Source organism: Glaciimonas sp. GG7 (assembly GCF_052976905.1).
In genome coordinates, this window is sequence record NZ_JBRIIQ010000091.1 from 1 (window position 1) to 15556 (window position 15556).

The following is a 15556-nucleotide window of genomic DNA, read 5'->3' on the forward strand; positions in this document are numbered from 1 at the left end:
GCCGCATAAAGGCGAACTCCTGAAACGGTGCTAATGCAAATTGATAAAAAGTGGTCGACACCCAGCGGCTGACGTAACTCCGCACCAGCCCCAAGTCCCAAGGCAATCGGAATCGCTCCCATCAAGGCTGCCAGCGTGGTCATCATGATAGGCCTAAAGCGCAAAATGCAGGCGGTGCGTATCGCTTGCAGCGGCGTCATGCCTTGATTGCGTTGTGCGTCGAGGGCGAAATCGATCATCATGATGGCGTTTTTCTTGACTATCCCGATCAGCATCAGGATACCGATCGTCGCAATCAATGTCAGTTCGAAACCAAAAATCCGTAGCGCTAGCAAAGCCCCAATCGCCGCCGACGGCAAACCGGCCAATATCGTCAGCGGATGAATATAACTTTCGTACAGCACGCCTAGCAAAATATAAATCACCGCTACCGCCAACAGCAGCAGCGCTATCTGGCTACTTTGCGATGACTGAAATACTGCTGCGTCGCCGCCGTAGCTGGCAATGATGCTGGCAGGTAGATTGAGCTCGGCTTTGATCTGATCGATTTTTTGACTGGCATTGCCCAGCGGCACGTCCGGGGCCAGATTGAAGGAGATGGTGACTGCTTGCAATTGGCCTTGATGATTGACTGAAATGGCGGTTGGCTCGCGCTTGACTGTGGCCACGCTGAGCAGAGGGACGAGTGCGCCGGTTTTGCTGCGTAGATAAATTTTACTGAGATCGGCCTCGTCCTGATGGCCTGAGTTATTACTTTGCAAGATCACCGAATAGCTGTTGCTGCTGGTAAAAATGGTGGAGACCTGACGGTCGCCGTAAGCGCTGTAGAGCGCGGTGCGGATGTCGTCGATTTTGACTCCGGCGTCGTTGGCGCGGTCGCGGTCGATACTGATGTTGGCTTGCAAGCCGTCCATCTGCGAGTCGCTGGTGACGTCACGGAACATCGCATCGGCGCGCATCTTGGCCTGCACCTGCTCAGCCCAATCGGTCAGTTCATCGGCACGAACACTTTGCAAGGTGTATTGATAGCGGCTTTTACTGGAGCGACCACCCAGACGCAGATTTTGCACTGGCGTCAAATAGACCGACATACCGGCGACGCCGCTTAATTTTCCGCGTAGTGATTCAATGACCTGATCCATATTCTGGCGGTCTTTGCGGGCTTTCAAACCGATGAAGATGGAGCCGGTATTGCTCTCGCGCACGCGGGAAGTGACGCTCTCGACGTTGGCGTCTTTTCCAATTATTTCAGCGGCATCGCGCACCATGGTGACCATCGCCGGATACGAAATATCTTGCGGCCCCTCCACTGTGGCGCTGATCTGGCCGATATCTTCGGTCGGAAAAAAACCTTTGGGGCTGGTGACGAATAACACGCCGGTCAACACGAAGGTAGCAAGCGCGCCGCCGACGACCCAGCGCCGATGATCTAAACACCAATCGAGACCACGGGTATAGGTGTTGAGTACGGCATGAAAGCCTTGATCAAACTGACGGCTTAACCAACCATCTTGCGCGTGGTTTTCGTGTTTTAAATAACGGCTACAGAGCATTGGCACTAATGTCAGCGAGACCAGTGCGGACACCATGATGGCGAGCGAGACGACGGCGGCGAACTCATGGAACATTAAGCCAATCACGCCGGGCATAAAAAAGATCGGGATGAAGACGGCAACGAGCGAGATCGAAATCGACATAATCGTGAAGCCGACCTCTTTCGATCCCTTGAGCGCGGCGCTCATCGGGTCTATGCCTTGCTCGACATACCGGACGATATTTTCCAGCATGACGATGGCGTCATCAACCACCAGACCGACCGCAATCGTGATGGCGAGTAGGGAAATATTGTCCAGGCTGTAGCCTAGCCAGAGCATCAACGCGCAACAACCGATCAGTGAAATAGGTAAAGAGAGAACGGGAATCGCCGTGGCTGACAAGCGCTTCAAAAACAAAAATATCACCAATATCACCAACACTACTGTGAGTAGCAAAGTGTGTTTGACGTCGGTAATGGCATCTCGAATTGAAACCGATCGATCGTTTAGTTCATGAACCTTGATCGATGCGGGCATTTGCGATTTGAATTGCACCAATGTCGCTTTTACGGCATCGACGACGGCGACCGTATTGGCGTCAGGCTGGCGCTGTACCGCTAACACAATCGACGGCTCGCCATTGACCCAGCTACCGCTTTTGGTGGATTCGACGCTATCTTCTACGTCGGCTACGTCTTTGAGGCGCATGCTGGCACCATCCTGGCTTTTTATGACCAGATTGGCGAATGCAGCGGCGTTGGCTAATTGTTTATTGGCTTGTATCGTCAGACTTTGACGCGGCCCATCGAGGACACCAACCGGACTATTGGCGTTGGCTGATTTGATCGCGATCGCCAACTCGTCCATCGTCATATTGCGAGCGGCTAATTGATCCGGCCTGGCTTTGACCCGCACCGCGTAACGCCGTTGGCCGTAGACCGCTACTTGTGCCACGCCGGTGATCGTCGATAGCGATGGGGAGATCAGATTTTCTGCGTAGTCGTTCAGATCGGCTAAAGAAAGCGAGGGGGAAGTCAGGCCTAGCAACAATACTGGCGCATCCGCAGGATTGACTTTGCGGTAGGCAGGCAAGGATGTCATTTCTACGGGCAGATTGCGCTGTGCACGCAAGAGTGCCGCCTGTACGTCAACGGCTGCGGCGTCAATGTCGCGGTCTGAATTGAATTCGAGGGTAATGGAAGTACTGCCGAGCGTGTTGGTGGAACTGATCGTGGCCAGCCCGGGAATGGTTGAAAATTGTTTTTCCAGCGGTGTGGCGACCGATGCCGCCATGATTTCGGGACTGGCTCCGGGCAATGATCCGCTGACGTTAATGACGGGGGTGTTGTAACTTGGCAGCGCCGCGATCGGTAGTTTGGTATAGGCAAATATCCCGAGCACGACGATCGCAATGGATAACAATACGGTCATGATCGGACGGCGGATACATAGTTCGGAAATATTCACGTTGCTCTTTTATGCTGATGGGGTCAGGGTCGGTCGGGGCGTCTGTTGGACTGACGGAGTCGGATTCGTTCGGATCAGATCGCAACTTCCTTAGCAGCGTTGGCAGGCTTCATTTCCGATTCTTTGACCAAGGTGCCGGGACGCAGGTTTTGCATGCCCTCAACGACGATACGGCTGCCGACCGCAATGCCGGTCACGGCGGCGTGACCATTGGCGATCTCAACGACTTCCAGTGGCTGGATTCTGACGGTGTCATCTTGATTGACGAGATAGACGAACTTATTGTCGGGGCCGGTGACGATGGACTGCGCAGGGATGACTGTCGCGTCGATCAGGCTTCTGGAAATCAGGCTGATGTTGACGTACGTACCGGGCCACATCACGCGTTTGGGGTTCTCGAATTGGGCTTTCATGCGGATGGTGCCGCTTTGCGTATCGGCGGTGTTGTCGATAAAAATGAGTTTGCCGACCAACTGTTGATCTGCCGACAATTGCACCACTACAGGCGCGTCGCCCGCTGGATAGCTGGTGCGTATAGTCTGAAGTTCTTTTTCCGGCAACGAAAAACTCACAGCAATCGGATCGAGCTGGGAAATCGTGACCATCGGCGTGCCGCTCGGTTGCGCCAGACTGCCGGGATGCACGCTAATGGCTCCGATGCGGCCGCTGATGCTGGCATTAATTTGATTGAAACCTAGTGCAATATTGGTGGAGTCGATGACGGCCTGATCGGCGTTGACGATACTGCGCAACGCATGGACTTTGTTTTGTGCGCTATCCACGGCTGCCCGCGAGACAAATTTTTGCGCTAACAAATCCTGATTACGTTTCAGGATCATTTCGGCATCGACCAAATTCGCCTTATCCGTGGCCAGTTGCGCACGCGCTTTGTCTACGCCGGAAGTGTCGCTGCGCGCATCAAGCGTGAATAAGAGTTGATTGGCCTTGACGTCCTGACCTTCGCGGACATGGACTTGACTGACGACGTTTTGAATTTGGGGGCGCACGTCTACCGTATTGATGGCGGTGACATAGCCATTGGCAGAGACGGTAATGGGTACCGTTTTTTGTTCTGCGCGACTAGTCCTGACTATTTGAGGCACTTTTTCAGGCGTTTGCGCTGCACTGGAAAACTTGCCTGCGAAACTCAAATATGCGATCAGACCGATGATGACAAGGGCTGCCAAAACAAGAGAATACTTATAAGAAATACGCATATATTTAAAAAGCCTGAAAATTTACATGAACACAACGGCGATAAGACGATGAACAGGCGAAAGAATTCCGCACTCGGACATTTTTGTCGCGCGACTGCGGAATAATGTATTTAATGTATTTAGAGAGGAATTTGTCAGTTGTCTGTACTTAACTGACGAGAAGAACAAAGAAGATTTGAGAGAACTAAAGAGGCGAGCCTTGTCTGCGGCACTTGCGGGAAATAGCTGTGGCTGCTTCGTTCCCGACCTGACCAGATTCACCATGCCACAATGCGCAGGGGCCCGCCAGCAGGGATTGTACCGCATCGGCGCGTGACTGGCAGTGCTTTTTTTCGCATGTGCACGGCCAGTCCGAACAGAGTTTGATCCTCGATATCCTGTCATAAGAATCGCTTAGCGGTCTCCGTATTGCACTCCATTTATAGCCCCAACTCCTGCCAAATCTGATCCACTCGCGTCTTCACGTCATCTGACATCTTGATCGTGGTGCCCCACTCCCGCGTGGTTTCACCGGGCCATTTATTGGTCGCATCAATCCCCATTTTGCTGCCCAAGCCACTTACCGGCGAGGCAAAATCCAGATAATCGATGGGGGTATTGTCTACCAGGGTCGTGTCACGCAGCGGATCAACCCGGGTCGTAATCGCCCAAATAACTTCGTTCCAATCGCGAATATTGACGTCCTCATCGACCACGATGATGAATTTTGTGTACATGAATTGACGCAAAAAACTCCAGACCCCAAACATCACCCGCTTGGCATGACCGGCGTACGCCTTTTTGATTTGTACGATCGCCATTCGGTAGCTGCACCCTTCTGGCGGCAAATAGAAATCAATGATTTCTGAGAACTGCTTTTGCAACAGCGGTATGAACACTTCATTGAGCGCCACACCCAGAACCGCAGGCTCATCGGGTGGCTTGCCTGTATAGGTGGAGTGATAAATAGGCGACTTGCGCATCGTAATACGGTCGATGGTGAAGACCGGGAAATAATCTTGCTCGTTGTAATACCCGGTATGGTCGCCAAATGGCCCCTCTAGCGCCATCTCGTAGCCGGATGGATGCGTTGGATCGGGATTGATATGACCCTCCAATACAATTTCGGCCGAAGCCGGTATGCGCAACTCGCTGCCTATCGCTTTGACTAGCTCGGTACGACTGCCGCGTAACAATCCTGCAAATTGATATTCCGACAAACTGTCTGGTACCGGCGTCACCGCACCTAATATAGTAGCGGGGTCAGCACCCAGCGCCACCGCCACCGGATAAGGTTTGCCGCCGGTAGCAATCGCATGTTCGCGAAAGTCTAGCGCGCCGCCGCGATGTGCCAGCCAGCGCATGATGACTTTATTACGAGAAAGTACTTGCTGACGATAAATACCGAGGTTCTGGCGCTTCTTGTGCGGTCCCTTGGTAATCACCAGACCCCAGGTAATGAGCGGTGCAACATCACCGGGCCAGCAATGCTGGATCGGCAACTTGGCCAGATCAACGTCATTACCCTCCCATACGATGTCCTGACAAGCTGCTGAGCGATGCTCTTTGGGTGACATATCCCATAACGATTTCACCAGCGAGCCCAGTCCCAGTAAATCTTTAAAATCCTTAGGCGGCTCCGGTTCCTTCAAGCGCGCCAGAACATGGCCGATACGACGCAACTCACTGACATCATCGACACCCATTCCTAACGCCACCCGCCGTGGCGTACCAAATAAATTACCTAATACCGGTATCGTATGACCAGTCGGATTTTCAAATAACAACGCCGGACCTGAGGCGCGCAGGGTCCGATCGCATATTTCAGTCATTTCCAAATGAGTTGAAACAGGTACCGATATCCGCTTGAGCTCTCCAAGCAGTTCCAATTTAGTAATAAAGTCGCGTAAATCTGTATATTTCATAGGTTTTGACGGTTTCTACGTGTGAAGCCTGGGATTTAAGAAATTTATCCAAGTCATTGATTTTATTGATGTTTACTATTCAATAAGCACAATCATTAGACATAAAAGTAATAGAATTAGTATTTTATAGTGTTGACTTGATATAATCCACCCCCTACACTGCGCGGCAATCTTAAAGAGTCAGAAGAAGCCAAAAGCGCTTTCCAAGCTCTCAACACCCACGGGATCAGGGGGTCCCAAATAACATTTTATGGAGTGTTTTCAAAAGGCATCAGCCTTATCCCCCAAAAATTTGTTTGCAACTGGTTGGCAACATTTAACGAATGTTGAATATTTCAACCACCAGTCGACTGCAAACATCACGACGTTTTGCGCAAGGTAAAAGCAAGAAGCGCCAAGCGATATTGATGACGTTGCATGTGAAATAAGCCCGCAGTTTGGCTTACTCTCCCTCAGGAGCACCGCATGCACCGCAACGATACAGGAGGTTCAATTTGTTAGCTCGTTCAATAAAAGTAGGATCTACCAAGGTCCGTGTCGGCCCTGGCCAGACACCGTTAGCCGCATTAAAACAATTAGGCAATCAATCTGCCAACGCCACATCAAATGCATTCGGCGCTATCCGTAGCAACTTTAACGGTCTCGTCAGCAATACCAGCAACGCTGGAATGGCCGTTCTGACGGTCGGTTTGCTTTCCATCATCTGCACTACAACACTGGTTGTTAAACCAGAATTGGTAGTACAAATCAAACAACTGCCCTTGTTTGCCCACAATCAAAATTTGAACAACGATGCTGCGCAAACTGCCGATGCGACCGACATTGAGTCACGCAGAGCCGACAATGCAATGGCGCTGGCCGATAGAAGCTCGGATCAAACCCACCCGATCAACGTAACCAACAAAGCGAGTCGGCCTGTCGATGCGCATCAGCAGCAATGGGTTACCAACTGGTTGTCGAAACGTTATCGCGTTGCTGGTGATGCTACCAATGTATTTGTTAGCACCGCCTACAAAACCGCCAAAGAAACCAAACTAGACCCGCTGCTTATTTTGGCTGTGATGGCAATTGAATCAGGCTTGAATCCATTTGCCGAAAGCCCAGTCGGCGCGCAAGGTTTAATGCAAGTCATGTCAAAGATTCATGAAGACAAGTTTGAAGATTTTGGTGGCGTGAAAGCCGCTCTTAATCCAACCGCCAACATCAAGGTTGGCTCGTTAATCCTGAAGGACTATGTTACGCAGGGTGGTTCGATTGAAGCCGGCCTCAAACGCTACGTTGGTGCAGCGGCATTTGCAACCGATGGTGGTTATGGCAATCGCGTACTTGCCGAGTATAGTCGCCTAAAAGAAGTTGCTACAGGAAAGAACGTACCGTCCAATGGCAGCTCTGCCCCGATGGCCGTGCCAAAACAGCGTCCGACTCCAGAGACAACGCGTGTAATCGATGCCAGCGACATTAATGCCATGCCAGCTGAAGCAGCGGCAGACGTAAGAGAGCATAATCGGCAGCAAGCTGCATACTTCGATCAAATACCCATTATTTAAACGGCAATCAATGAAGTGCAGCACTTAATTCGCTACGCATAAGCAATAAGCTAATCGTAAGTAATAAAAAAGGAGCCTAAGGCTCCTTTTTTATTACTTACGCATCAACATTTTCAGACATTAACATCCCTTGATGTGCGCTGAAACAGACCGACATCAGCACCACAACAAGGGAACTCTCTAGCCTTCGCCCAGATATGCCGCCTTGACCTTTGGATCATTGAGCATGTCTTTCGCGTTCCCGCTCATCGTCACCAACCCAGAATCCATTACATAGCCTCGGTGTGCCGCTTGCAGGGCTAGTTTAGCGTTCTGTTCAACCAGCAAAATTGTGATGCCCTGCGCCGATACCGTGCGGATTACTTCAAAGATTTTTTCGACCATGATAGGCGACAACCCCATCGACGGCTCATCCAGCAACAGCAGCTTAGGATGGCTCATCAATGCGCGCGCCATAGCAAGCATTTGCTGCTCACCACCAGACAGGGTTCCTGCCATTTGTGCAGCACGCTCTTTAAGGCGTGGAAAAACACCAAACCATTTTTCGATATCTGCATCAACCTCAGCCTTATCATCGCGGATGTAGGCACCCATCAACAAATTCTCATGGATGCTCATGCGCGTAAATACGCCGCGGCCTTCCGGCACCATTGCCAGATTTTGCTTTACCAGGTCAAAGGAGCGACTGCCCTTGATAGCCGCGCCCATGTAATGCAACGAGCCCTCCACCTTACAATTAGGCAGAGTGCCGGTGATGGCCTTAAGGGTCGTAGTTTTCCCGGCGCCATTAGCGCCAATCAACGTCACTAATTCGCCCTTATTGACCTCAAGATCGATGCCCTTCACGGCCTGAATACCGCCGTACGCGACTTTAAGGCCCTCAACGCGCAGAATATTGTCAGCCATTAGTGACCACCTCCCAAGTAAGCTTCAATCACGGCCGGGTTCTTCTGGATTTCTGCTGGCAATCCTTCCGCAATCGGTTTGCCATAATCCAACACCGTCATGCGGTCGCATAGCCCCATCATCAGTTTGACGTCGTGTTCAATCAACAAAATGGTTTTTCCTTCATTCTTGATCTTAACCAGCAGTTCACGCAAACCGAGTTTCTCAGTGGCGTTCATCCCTGCAGCAGGTTCATCCAACGCCAGCAATTGGGGTTCAGTGGCCAGCGCACGGGCGATTTCCAGACGGCGCTGATCGCCGTACGACAAATGCCGCGCCGTGCGTTCAGCAAAACGGGCGATTCCGACAAAGTCGAGTAATGCCATCGAGCGCGCACGAATTCCCGCCTCTTCGCGACGGGCTGCCGGATGTCGGAAAACGGCCCCAAACACGCCTTGATGGCTACGTACATGACATCCCACCATGACATTTTCGAGTGCAGTCATTTCACCAAACAGACGAATATTTTGGAAAGTACGGGCGATACCCGCCTTCGCCACTTCATGCGGAGCCGAAGGTGAATACGGCTTACCAGCCAATTCAAAAGAGCCGGTATCAGGTTGATACAACCCTGTAATAACATTGAAAAAAGTTGTTTTTCCTGCTCCGTTAGGGCCGATCAGACCATAAATCTGGCCTTTTAAAATCTTGATACTGACCTCAGACAATGCCTGCAAACCGCCAAATCGTTTATTGACGCCAGAGATATTCAGAATAATTTGTTCGCTCATCATCTCTCCTTAAGCCGCTACGATGTCAGCTGACTTCGCAGGTTTATCCACATCAGGGTCCGGCCGGTCCTCGTGTTTTGGCGCTGGCCATAAACCGGATGGACGGGTCAACATAATCACCACCATTGCCAGACCGTACAGCAATTGGCGCAGGACCTCAGCATCAATCAAAACCTTGCCGAAAATCGCCATTTGTACCGGCTCCACAGTGTGCCGCAACACTTCCGGCAATGCGGCCAACAAGACGGCACCCAGTACCACGCCAGGGATATGCCCCATGCCACCCAGCACAACCATCGCCAACACCGCTATCGACTCAGTCAAGGAGAACGACTCAGGCGATACAAATCCCTGAAATGATGCAAACATCGCACCGGCAACCCCAGCAAACGAAGCCCCCATAGCGAACGCCAATAATTTAACGTTACGGGTGTTAATACCCATCGCCTTGGCAGCAATTTCATCCTCACGAATAGCAACCCAAGCCCGTCCCAGGCGTGAGTGCTGCAAGCGCACCGTAATGAAAATGATGGCAATACACAGGAAAAGGAACAAAAAGTAATAGGCATTCACCGAAGGCATGCCAAAACCGCCAAAATAAACAGTTGCATTAGAGCCGCGCTCTCCCGCCAGTGAGACCCCGAAAACCCGAATCGGATCAATCAGGTTAATCCCTTGAGGACCGTTTGTAATATTGACCGGCGCATTCAAATTGTTCATGAAAATCCGAATAATTTCACCAAAACCGAGCGTCACAATGGCAAGATAATCACCGCGTAGTTTAAGCGTTGGTGCACCGAGAATAGCGCCAAACAAACCTGCCAGCGCAGCTCCCAGCGGAACGATTACCCACAATGACAAATGAATCCCGTTCTGAGTGATTTCTGGTCCGCATACCATGACCAGAAAATCCCCCACCGCAGGATAGGTATTGACGAAGGACTCCAGCACAGACGCAAATTGCGGTGATGCCAACAATCCCGTCATGTAAGCACCAATCGCATAAAACGCGATGTAGCCCAAATCTAGCAGTCCGGCAAAACCGACCACAATATTGAGTCCCAGCGCCAGCATGATGTACAACAATGCGAAGTCCATAATGCGGACCCACGAGTTACCAAAGTTGGCGGCAATAAATGGGAAGGCCACTAGCAATATCGCCAGAACCGCCAGACTGCCATAGGCTTTCGCCGGATTTTGTTTGGTATCGAAATAATTAGCCATAAGTTTCTCCAGTCCCCCGTTAAGCTCGATCGGCCACACGTTCGCCCATGATGCCGGACGGGCGTAGAGTCAGTACGATGATCAATACAATGAACGCGAAAATATCCTGGTAGTTACTACCAAGGAAATTCCCGGTCAGGTCACCGATATACCCAGCTCCGAGACTTTCGATTAAACCTAACAAGACACCGCCCAACATGGCGCCATATATATTGCCGATACCGCCCAGGACCGCCGCCGAAAATGCCTTCAGACCTGGTACAAAACCCATCGCAAATTGTGCAGACGAGTAATTCGCACCCCACATCACTCCAGCAACCGCCGCCAACGCGGCACCAATCGCAAACGTCATCACAATCACACGATTTGAATCAACTCCCATCAGGCCGGCAACCCGTGGATTTTCTGCCGTGGCGCGCATTGCGCGACCCATTTTGGTTTTTTCAACAAGTAATACAAGAGCAACCATCGCCGCTGTCGCCAATATCAGCAACATGATCTGGGTTGGTGAAATCAACGCTCCAAAGATATGCACAGGATCGGATGGCATCACTTGCGGCACTGGTAATGGGCTACGACCCCAAATCATCATCGCAAAAGTTTGCAGCAAGATTGATACACCAATGGCGGTGATCAGCGGAGCAAGCCGGGGGGCATTGCGCAGTGGTCGATAGGCAATTCGTTCGATGAACAGATTGACGATCACGCAGACCGGGACAGCACCGGCGATCGCGATCATCAGTTTGACGATACCGGGCAAATCAGGCGCGTAAGCCTGTACCAGTTTAAGGATCGACAGACCAACCATCGCGCCTATCATCAAAATATCGCCATGAGCAAAATTGATCAGATTCAAGACACCGTACACCATCGTGTAACCCAGCGCGATCAAGGCGTACATACTTCCCAGCACTAAGCCATTGATAATTTGTTGGATAAATGTATCCATGATTTCCTTCTTCTTAATGTGATTCGGTTCAAATCAGCCTATCCCAAACAGACCCGGGATTGAGGTCGGTAGGGTGCTGCATAGCAAAAATCATTCCCGATGTAAAAACAGCACCCGGTAGAAGACCCAAGTGACATTGATTGAGAGAGCGATTAACTAAAGCAACCCAAAAGGAAAATTTGCATAGCCGGAATATTGGCGATTGAAGAAATGCGCATGATAGTTGTCTCCTGTTTGATTTTTAAAGTACTTTTTTACTTACTTTACGCACTTTATGGACGCTGTCTGTTTGATTTTATTTGGTGACACTTGCAACAGATCAGCACCATAAGAGGGCGAATTATAACTACGTGGATCGTGTTTGACCAACAGGTTAGGCAGTTCAACTGTTGAACCGTTTGGTATATCTAGTATGTGCCGGATACGGTGTTTTTATCATCCTATTGCGTCAAACAGACACGTTTTTAGCAATTTTTCATTTATTTTCTGACGAAAGCTTTGCTCACCAAAATCGGCAAGTTTATAGCGATATTCAGACTATCCGTACTATTGGTACTTCCCCAATTTCCAGTACGGCAACATTAAAATGTCGACGTAACGCTCTCCATTAGCCGCCGTCATAATAACGAGGAAAAGAAAAAACTATCGATGGAAAAGAACGCCCGAATCTGAATTTTATTTCGTCATCTGAATACTGAGAAATGCGAAGGGAAAAAAAACTCGCGAACCGGTCGCGAGAAGTGTTTAAAACGTGTCTGATAACAAAATATAAAAACCAATAACCTGACTACAAAACTCCATGCGTGAATATGTATTGTGATCTGACATTCTGGAATTTTTTTCGAACTCACCAAGCCCGCCATACGATGAAATACGACCTCCACCATTACCTCCAATGCGCTCATATCGATTTGAGATTTAACTTACAAAACTAATGCTAACCCTTTGGGCAACGGGAATATCACATTTTCCTCAACGCCATCAAGTTGCCGCACATTTTTAATACCGTATTCTTTCAGCTTGGCAATGACTTCGTAGACCAATATCTCTGGGGCAGACGCACCTGCTGTGACGCCGATACGCGATTTATCATTCAGCCATACAGGATCAATTTCCGATGCATTATCGACCATGTATGCAACCGTGCCCATTTTTTCAGCAACTTCACGGAGACGATTGGAGTTAGAGCTATTGGGACTTCCTACCACGATTACCATGTCCACTTGCGGAGCCATAAACTTGACTGCTTGCTGGCGATTGGTCGTAGCGTAACAAATATCACCTTTTTTCGGCTCGGTAATATTGGGATATTTTCGCTTCAAGGCATCGATCACATCAGCGGTGTCATCCACCGATAATGTCGTCTGGGAAACGTAGGCCAATTTCTCTGGATCTATGACTCGCAGTTTTTCGACGTCGGCAACGGTTTCGACTAAATGCATACCTTGTTCAGTCTGCCCCATCGTACCTTCAACTTCGGGATGCCCCTCATGACCGATCATGATGATTTCGCGACCTTCACGCCGCATCTTGGCAACTTCAAAATGCACCTTGGTCACTAATGGACAAGTCGCATCGAATACCTTCAATCCACGTTGCTCCGCTTCGGCCTGAACCGCCTTCGAAACCCCATGCGCAGAGAAAATCACGGTATTTCCCGGGGGAACATCTGACAGCTCCTCGATAAATACAGCCCCTTTTTCCCGAAGGTCGGCAACCACATAAGCGTTATGCACAATCTCATGGCGAACATAAATCGGTGCGCCGAACTGCTGCAGTGCGCGCTCAACAATTTCAATCGCTCGATCAACACCAGCACAAAAGCCGCGCGGTTGCGCTAACAAAATTTCTTTATCCATCATTTAACCCGTATGCATTTTCAATAATATTGCGCTAAAGACTTAACTCTCTAACCGCCTTACAAAATACCGATAATTTTTACTTCAAACTGTACCTTTTGACCAGCCAAGGGATGATTGAAGTCAAACAAGGCGCTCTGCTCGTCAATTTCGCGTAGTACGCCAGCAAACTGACCGCCTCCCGGGGCCGCAAACTCGACCAGATCGCCGATCCTATACTCATGTCCAAGTTGAGAATTTTTTCGAAGCGTAGCACGCGAAACCTGTTGAATAAGCTCCGGATTACGCGGACCAAAGGCCTGCTCTGGCAGTAATTCAAAAGTTTTGTGTGTCCCCTCGGGCAAGCCCAGTAAGCAGCTTTCGAGAAATGGCGCTAACTGCCCCATACCAAACTGCAGGGTCGCAGGAGAACTCTTAAAAGTGCTGACAATATCGTCGCCAGCCTGAGACGCCAGGCGATAGTGCAAGGTCAGATAGGAAGCTTCAGTAACGAATGGCAAGGATGAATTAGGCATGAATGGAAATACAAAATGACAACTAAGCGTCGGAACTCAATATTGTAAGGCACGTTCAGTAAAATATCTCAGTTGCCGGGATTTTCTGACCATTCATCCATCAGAGATTTTCGACAATATAATTAACAACTAGAAAAGAAAACTATGGCAATTACAGACTGGCCGATAGATCAGCGACCACGCGAACGCTTAGTTCGCCTGGGACCAGCGGCACTTTCCGACGCAGAACTGTTGGCAGTTTTTCTCAGGGTCGGTGTGACGGGCAAAAGTGCCGTTGACCTAGGGCGCGAAATGACGACCCACTTTGGTTCACTCAATCGTCTGTTTTCAGCATCATTAAACGAGTTTTCAGCTATCAATGGTCTTGGGCCAGCCAAGTTTGCGCAATTGCAGGCGGTACTTGAATTGGCACGCCGAGCGTTGAGTGAAGAGTTGCAAGACGAAAATGGACTCAACTCTCCTTGCAAGGTAAAACAATATTTACAATTATTACTATCCAACAAGTCCTATGAGTCATTCGTAATGCTTTTTCTGGATGTTCAAAACCGTCTGATTGCATGCGACGAATTATTCCGTGGAACCTTAACGCATACCTGCGTTTATCCGCGTGAAGTAGTCAAAACTGCGCTTGCATACAACGCTGCCAGTGTCATTCTTGCGCATAACCACCCTTCTGGCATCGCCAAACCAAGCACGTCGGACCTCCACTTAACCATCACCCTAAAACAAGCGTTAGCACTGGTCGATGTCCGCACTCTCGATCACTTCATTGTCGCTGGGACATCCGTATATTCATTCTCTGAACATGGCGATTTGTAATGACGCCAGATTTATATGTTAAATATATTTAAAATTTAAAAGACACAGTTGTTTTCGCCAAGTTATTGATAAACATCAGTTTTTTATATATACTTTGTTTTTTTCCAATTTCGGAAATCATCAAGGAGTAAAACATGGCACGTGTCTGCCAAGTCACCGGGAAGAAGCCGATGGTCGGCAACAATGTTTCCCATGCAAACAACAAGACAAAACGTCGCTTTTTGCCTAACCTGCAAAATCGCCGTATTTTTGTTGAGTCAGAAAACCGCTGGGTCTCCCTGCGCCTTTCCAACGCCGGCCTGCGCGTTATTGATAAACTCGGCATTGATGCTGTGTTAGTTGATATGCGTGCTCGTGGCGAAAAAGTCTAACTAGCAGAATAAAGGAACCATCATGGCGAAATCAGGCCGCGACAAAATCAAGTTAGAGTCGACTGCAGGTACAGGTCACTTCTACACGACTACCAAAAACAAGCGTACAACACCGGAAAAAATGTCGATCATGAAATTTGATCCGAAGGTTCGTAAGCACGTTGAGTACAAAGAAACCAAAATCAAGTAATTGATTAGGTTTCCAAAAAAGCCCCTCCAGAATATATCTGGCGGGGCTTTTTTATTTTCCATGTCTCGTTCTAAAACTTGTAACGTTTAGAAAAGACATTTGAGGCAAAGCTATTAGAGGATTATTTTATCCAAGCTGGTCTAAATTGATTGATACCAGTTAAGAGATAACGCATCTACCTATTCGACACTCTTCAAATTTGCCCCCCCTACTCACTTGAATCTGTCCAGATATCCAAAGACGGCAAGACAAAATATCGTAGCACAGTCACCAATCACACCGA

The 15556-nt window shown here is 49.4% G+C and carries 13 protein-coding genes and 1 other RNA gene; 4 read left to right on the plus strand and 10 right to left on the minus strand.

The annotated features are described in order from the left end of the window. The 4 genes from ACVBEF_RS16935 to ubiD all read right to left on the minus strand — a co-directional run. Positions 1 to 3002: efflux RND transporter permease subunit (locus tag ACVBEF_RS16935; RefSeq protein WP_447125101.1), on the minus strand; the 3002-nt coding region annotated here is incomplete at its 3' end. A gap of 74 nt (positions 3003 to 3076) precedes the next feature. Then, positions 3077 to 4189, minus strand: a complete 1113-nt coding sequence (locus ACVBEF_RS16940) for an efflux RND transporter periplasmic adaptor subunit (RefSeq protein ID WP_447125102.1) — start codon at positions 4187 to 4189, stop codon at positions 3077 to 3079. 218 nt (positions 4190 to 4407) lie between these two features. Further along, an RNA gene (gene ffs, locus ACVBEF_RS16945) (signal recognition particle sRNA small type) lies at positions 4408 to 4506 on the minus strand. 132 nt (positions 4507 to 4638) lie between these two features. Further along, entirely contained in the window at positions 4639 to 6123 is a 1485-nt protein-coding gene (gene ubiD / locus ACVBEF_RS16950) for a 4-hydroxy-3-polyprenylbenzoate decarboxylase (RefSeq protein ID WP_447125103.1), read from the minus strand. Positions 6124 to 6617: 494 nt separating this feature from the next. On the opposite strand from ubiD, the gene ACVBEF_RS16955 reads away from it, so the two are divergent. After that, positions 6618 to 7670, plus strand: a complete 1053-nt coding sequence (locus ACVBEF_RS16955) for a transglycosylase SLT domain-containing protein (RefSeq protein WP_447125104.1) — start codon at positions 6618 to 6620, stop codon at positions 7668 to 7670. Between the two features lie 180 nt (positions 7671 to 7850). Here ACVBEF_RS16955 and ACVBEF_RS16960 read toward each other — a convergent pair whose 3' ends face one another. The 6 genes from ACVBEF_RS16960 to ACVBEF_RS16985 form a co-directional block, all read right to left on the minus strand. Then, positions 7851 to 8576 (minus strand): ABC transporter ATP-binding protein, encoded by a 726-nt coding sequence (locus ACVBEF_RS16960; RefSeq protein WP_447125105.1) that lies wholly within the window; start codon positions 8574 to 8576, stop codon positions 7851 to 7853. Continuing rightward, a complete protein-coding gene (locus ACVBEF_RS16965; protein ID WP_447125106.1) occupies positions 8576 to 9346 on the minus strand; it encodes an ABC transporter ATP-binding protein in 771 nt (256 codons plus the stop codon). The genes ACVBEF_RS16960 and ACVBEF_RS16965 overlap by 1 nt, the downstream gene beginning before the upstream one ends. Positions 9347 to 9355: 9 nt before the next feature. Continuing rightward, a complete protein-coding gene (locus ACVBEF_RS16970) occupies positions 9356 to 10570 on the minus strand; it encodes an ABC transporter permease subunit (protein ID WP_447125107.1) in 1215 nt (404 codons plus the stop codon). 19 nt (positions 10571 to 10589) lie between these two features. Then, positions 10590 to 11519: a branched-chain amino acid ABC transporter permease gene (locus tag ACVBEF_RS16975; RefSeq protein ID WP_447125108.1), complete on the minus strand. Its 930-nt coding sequence runs from the start codon at positions 11517 to 11519 to the stop codon at positions 10590 to 10592. Positions 11520 to 12442: 923 nt separating this feature from the next. Further along, positions 12443 to 13378, minus strand: a complete 936-nt coding sequence (gene ispH / locus ACVBEF_RS16980) for a 4-hydroxy-3-methylbut-2-enyl diphosphate reductase (RefSeq protein WP_447125109.1) — start codon at positions 13376 to 13378, stop codon at positions 12443 to 12445. Between the two features lie 59 nt (positions 13379 to 13437). Continuing rightward, on the minus strand, positions 13438 to 13893 hold the full coding sequence (locus ACVBEF_RS16985) for an FKBP-type peptidyl-prolyl cis-trans isomerase (RefSeq protein WP_447125110.1): 456 nt from the start codon (positions 13891 to 13893) through the stop codon (positions 13438 to 13440). A 144-nt stretch (positions 13894 to 14037) separates the two neighbouring features. Between ACVBEF_RS16985 and radC the strand changes: the two genes are divergently transcribed. From radC to rpmG, 3 genes are all read left to right on the plus strand, one after another. Next, positions 14038 to 14712: a RadC family protein gene (gene radC / locus ACVBEF_RS16990; RefSeq protein WP_447125111.1), complete on the plus strand. Its 675-nt coding sequence runs from the start codon at positions 14038 to 14040 to the stop codon at positions 14710 to 14712. Between the two features lie 134 nt (positions 14713 to 14846). Next, entirely contained in the window at positions 14847 to 15083 is a 237-nt protein-coding gene (gene rpmB, locus ACVBEF_RS16995; protein ID WP_108442476.1) for a 50S ribosomal protein L28, read from the plus strand. Positions 15084 to 15105: 22 nt separating this feature from the next. Beyond that, positions 15106 to 15273 (plus strand): 50S ribosomal protein L33, encoded by a 168-nt coding sequence (gene rpmG / locus ACVBEF_RS17000; protein ID WP_009667251.1) that lies wholly within the window; start codon positions 15106 to 15108, stop codon positions 15271 to 15273. Positions 15274 to 15556 lie beyond the last annotated feature (283 nt).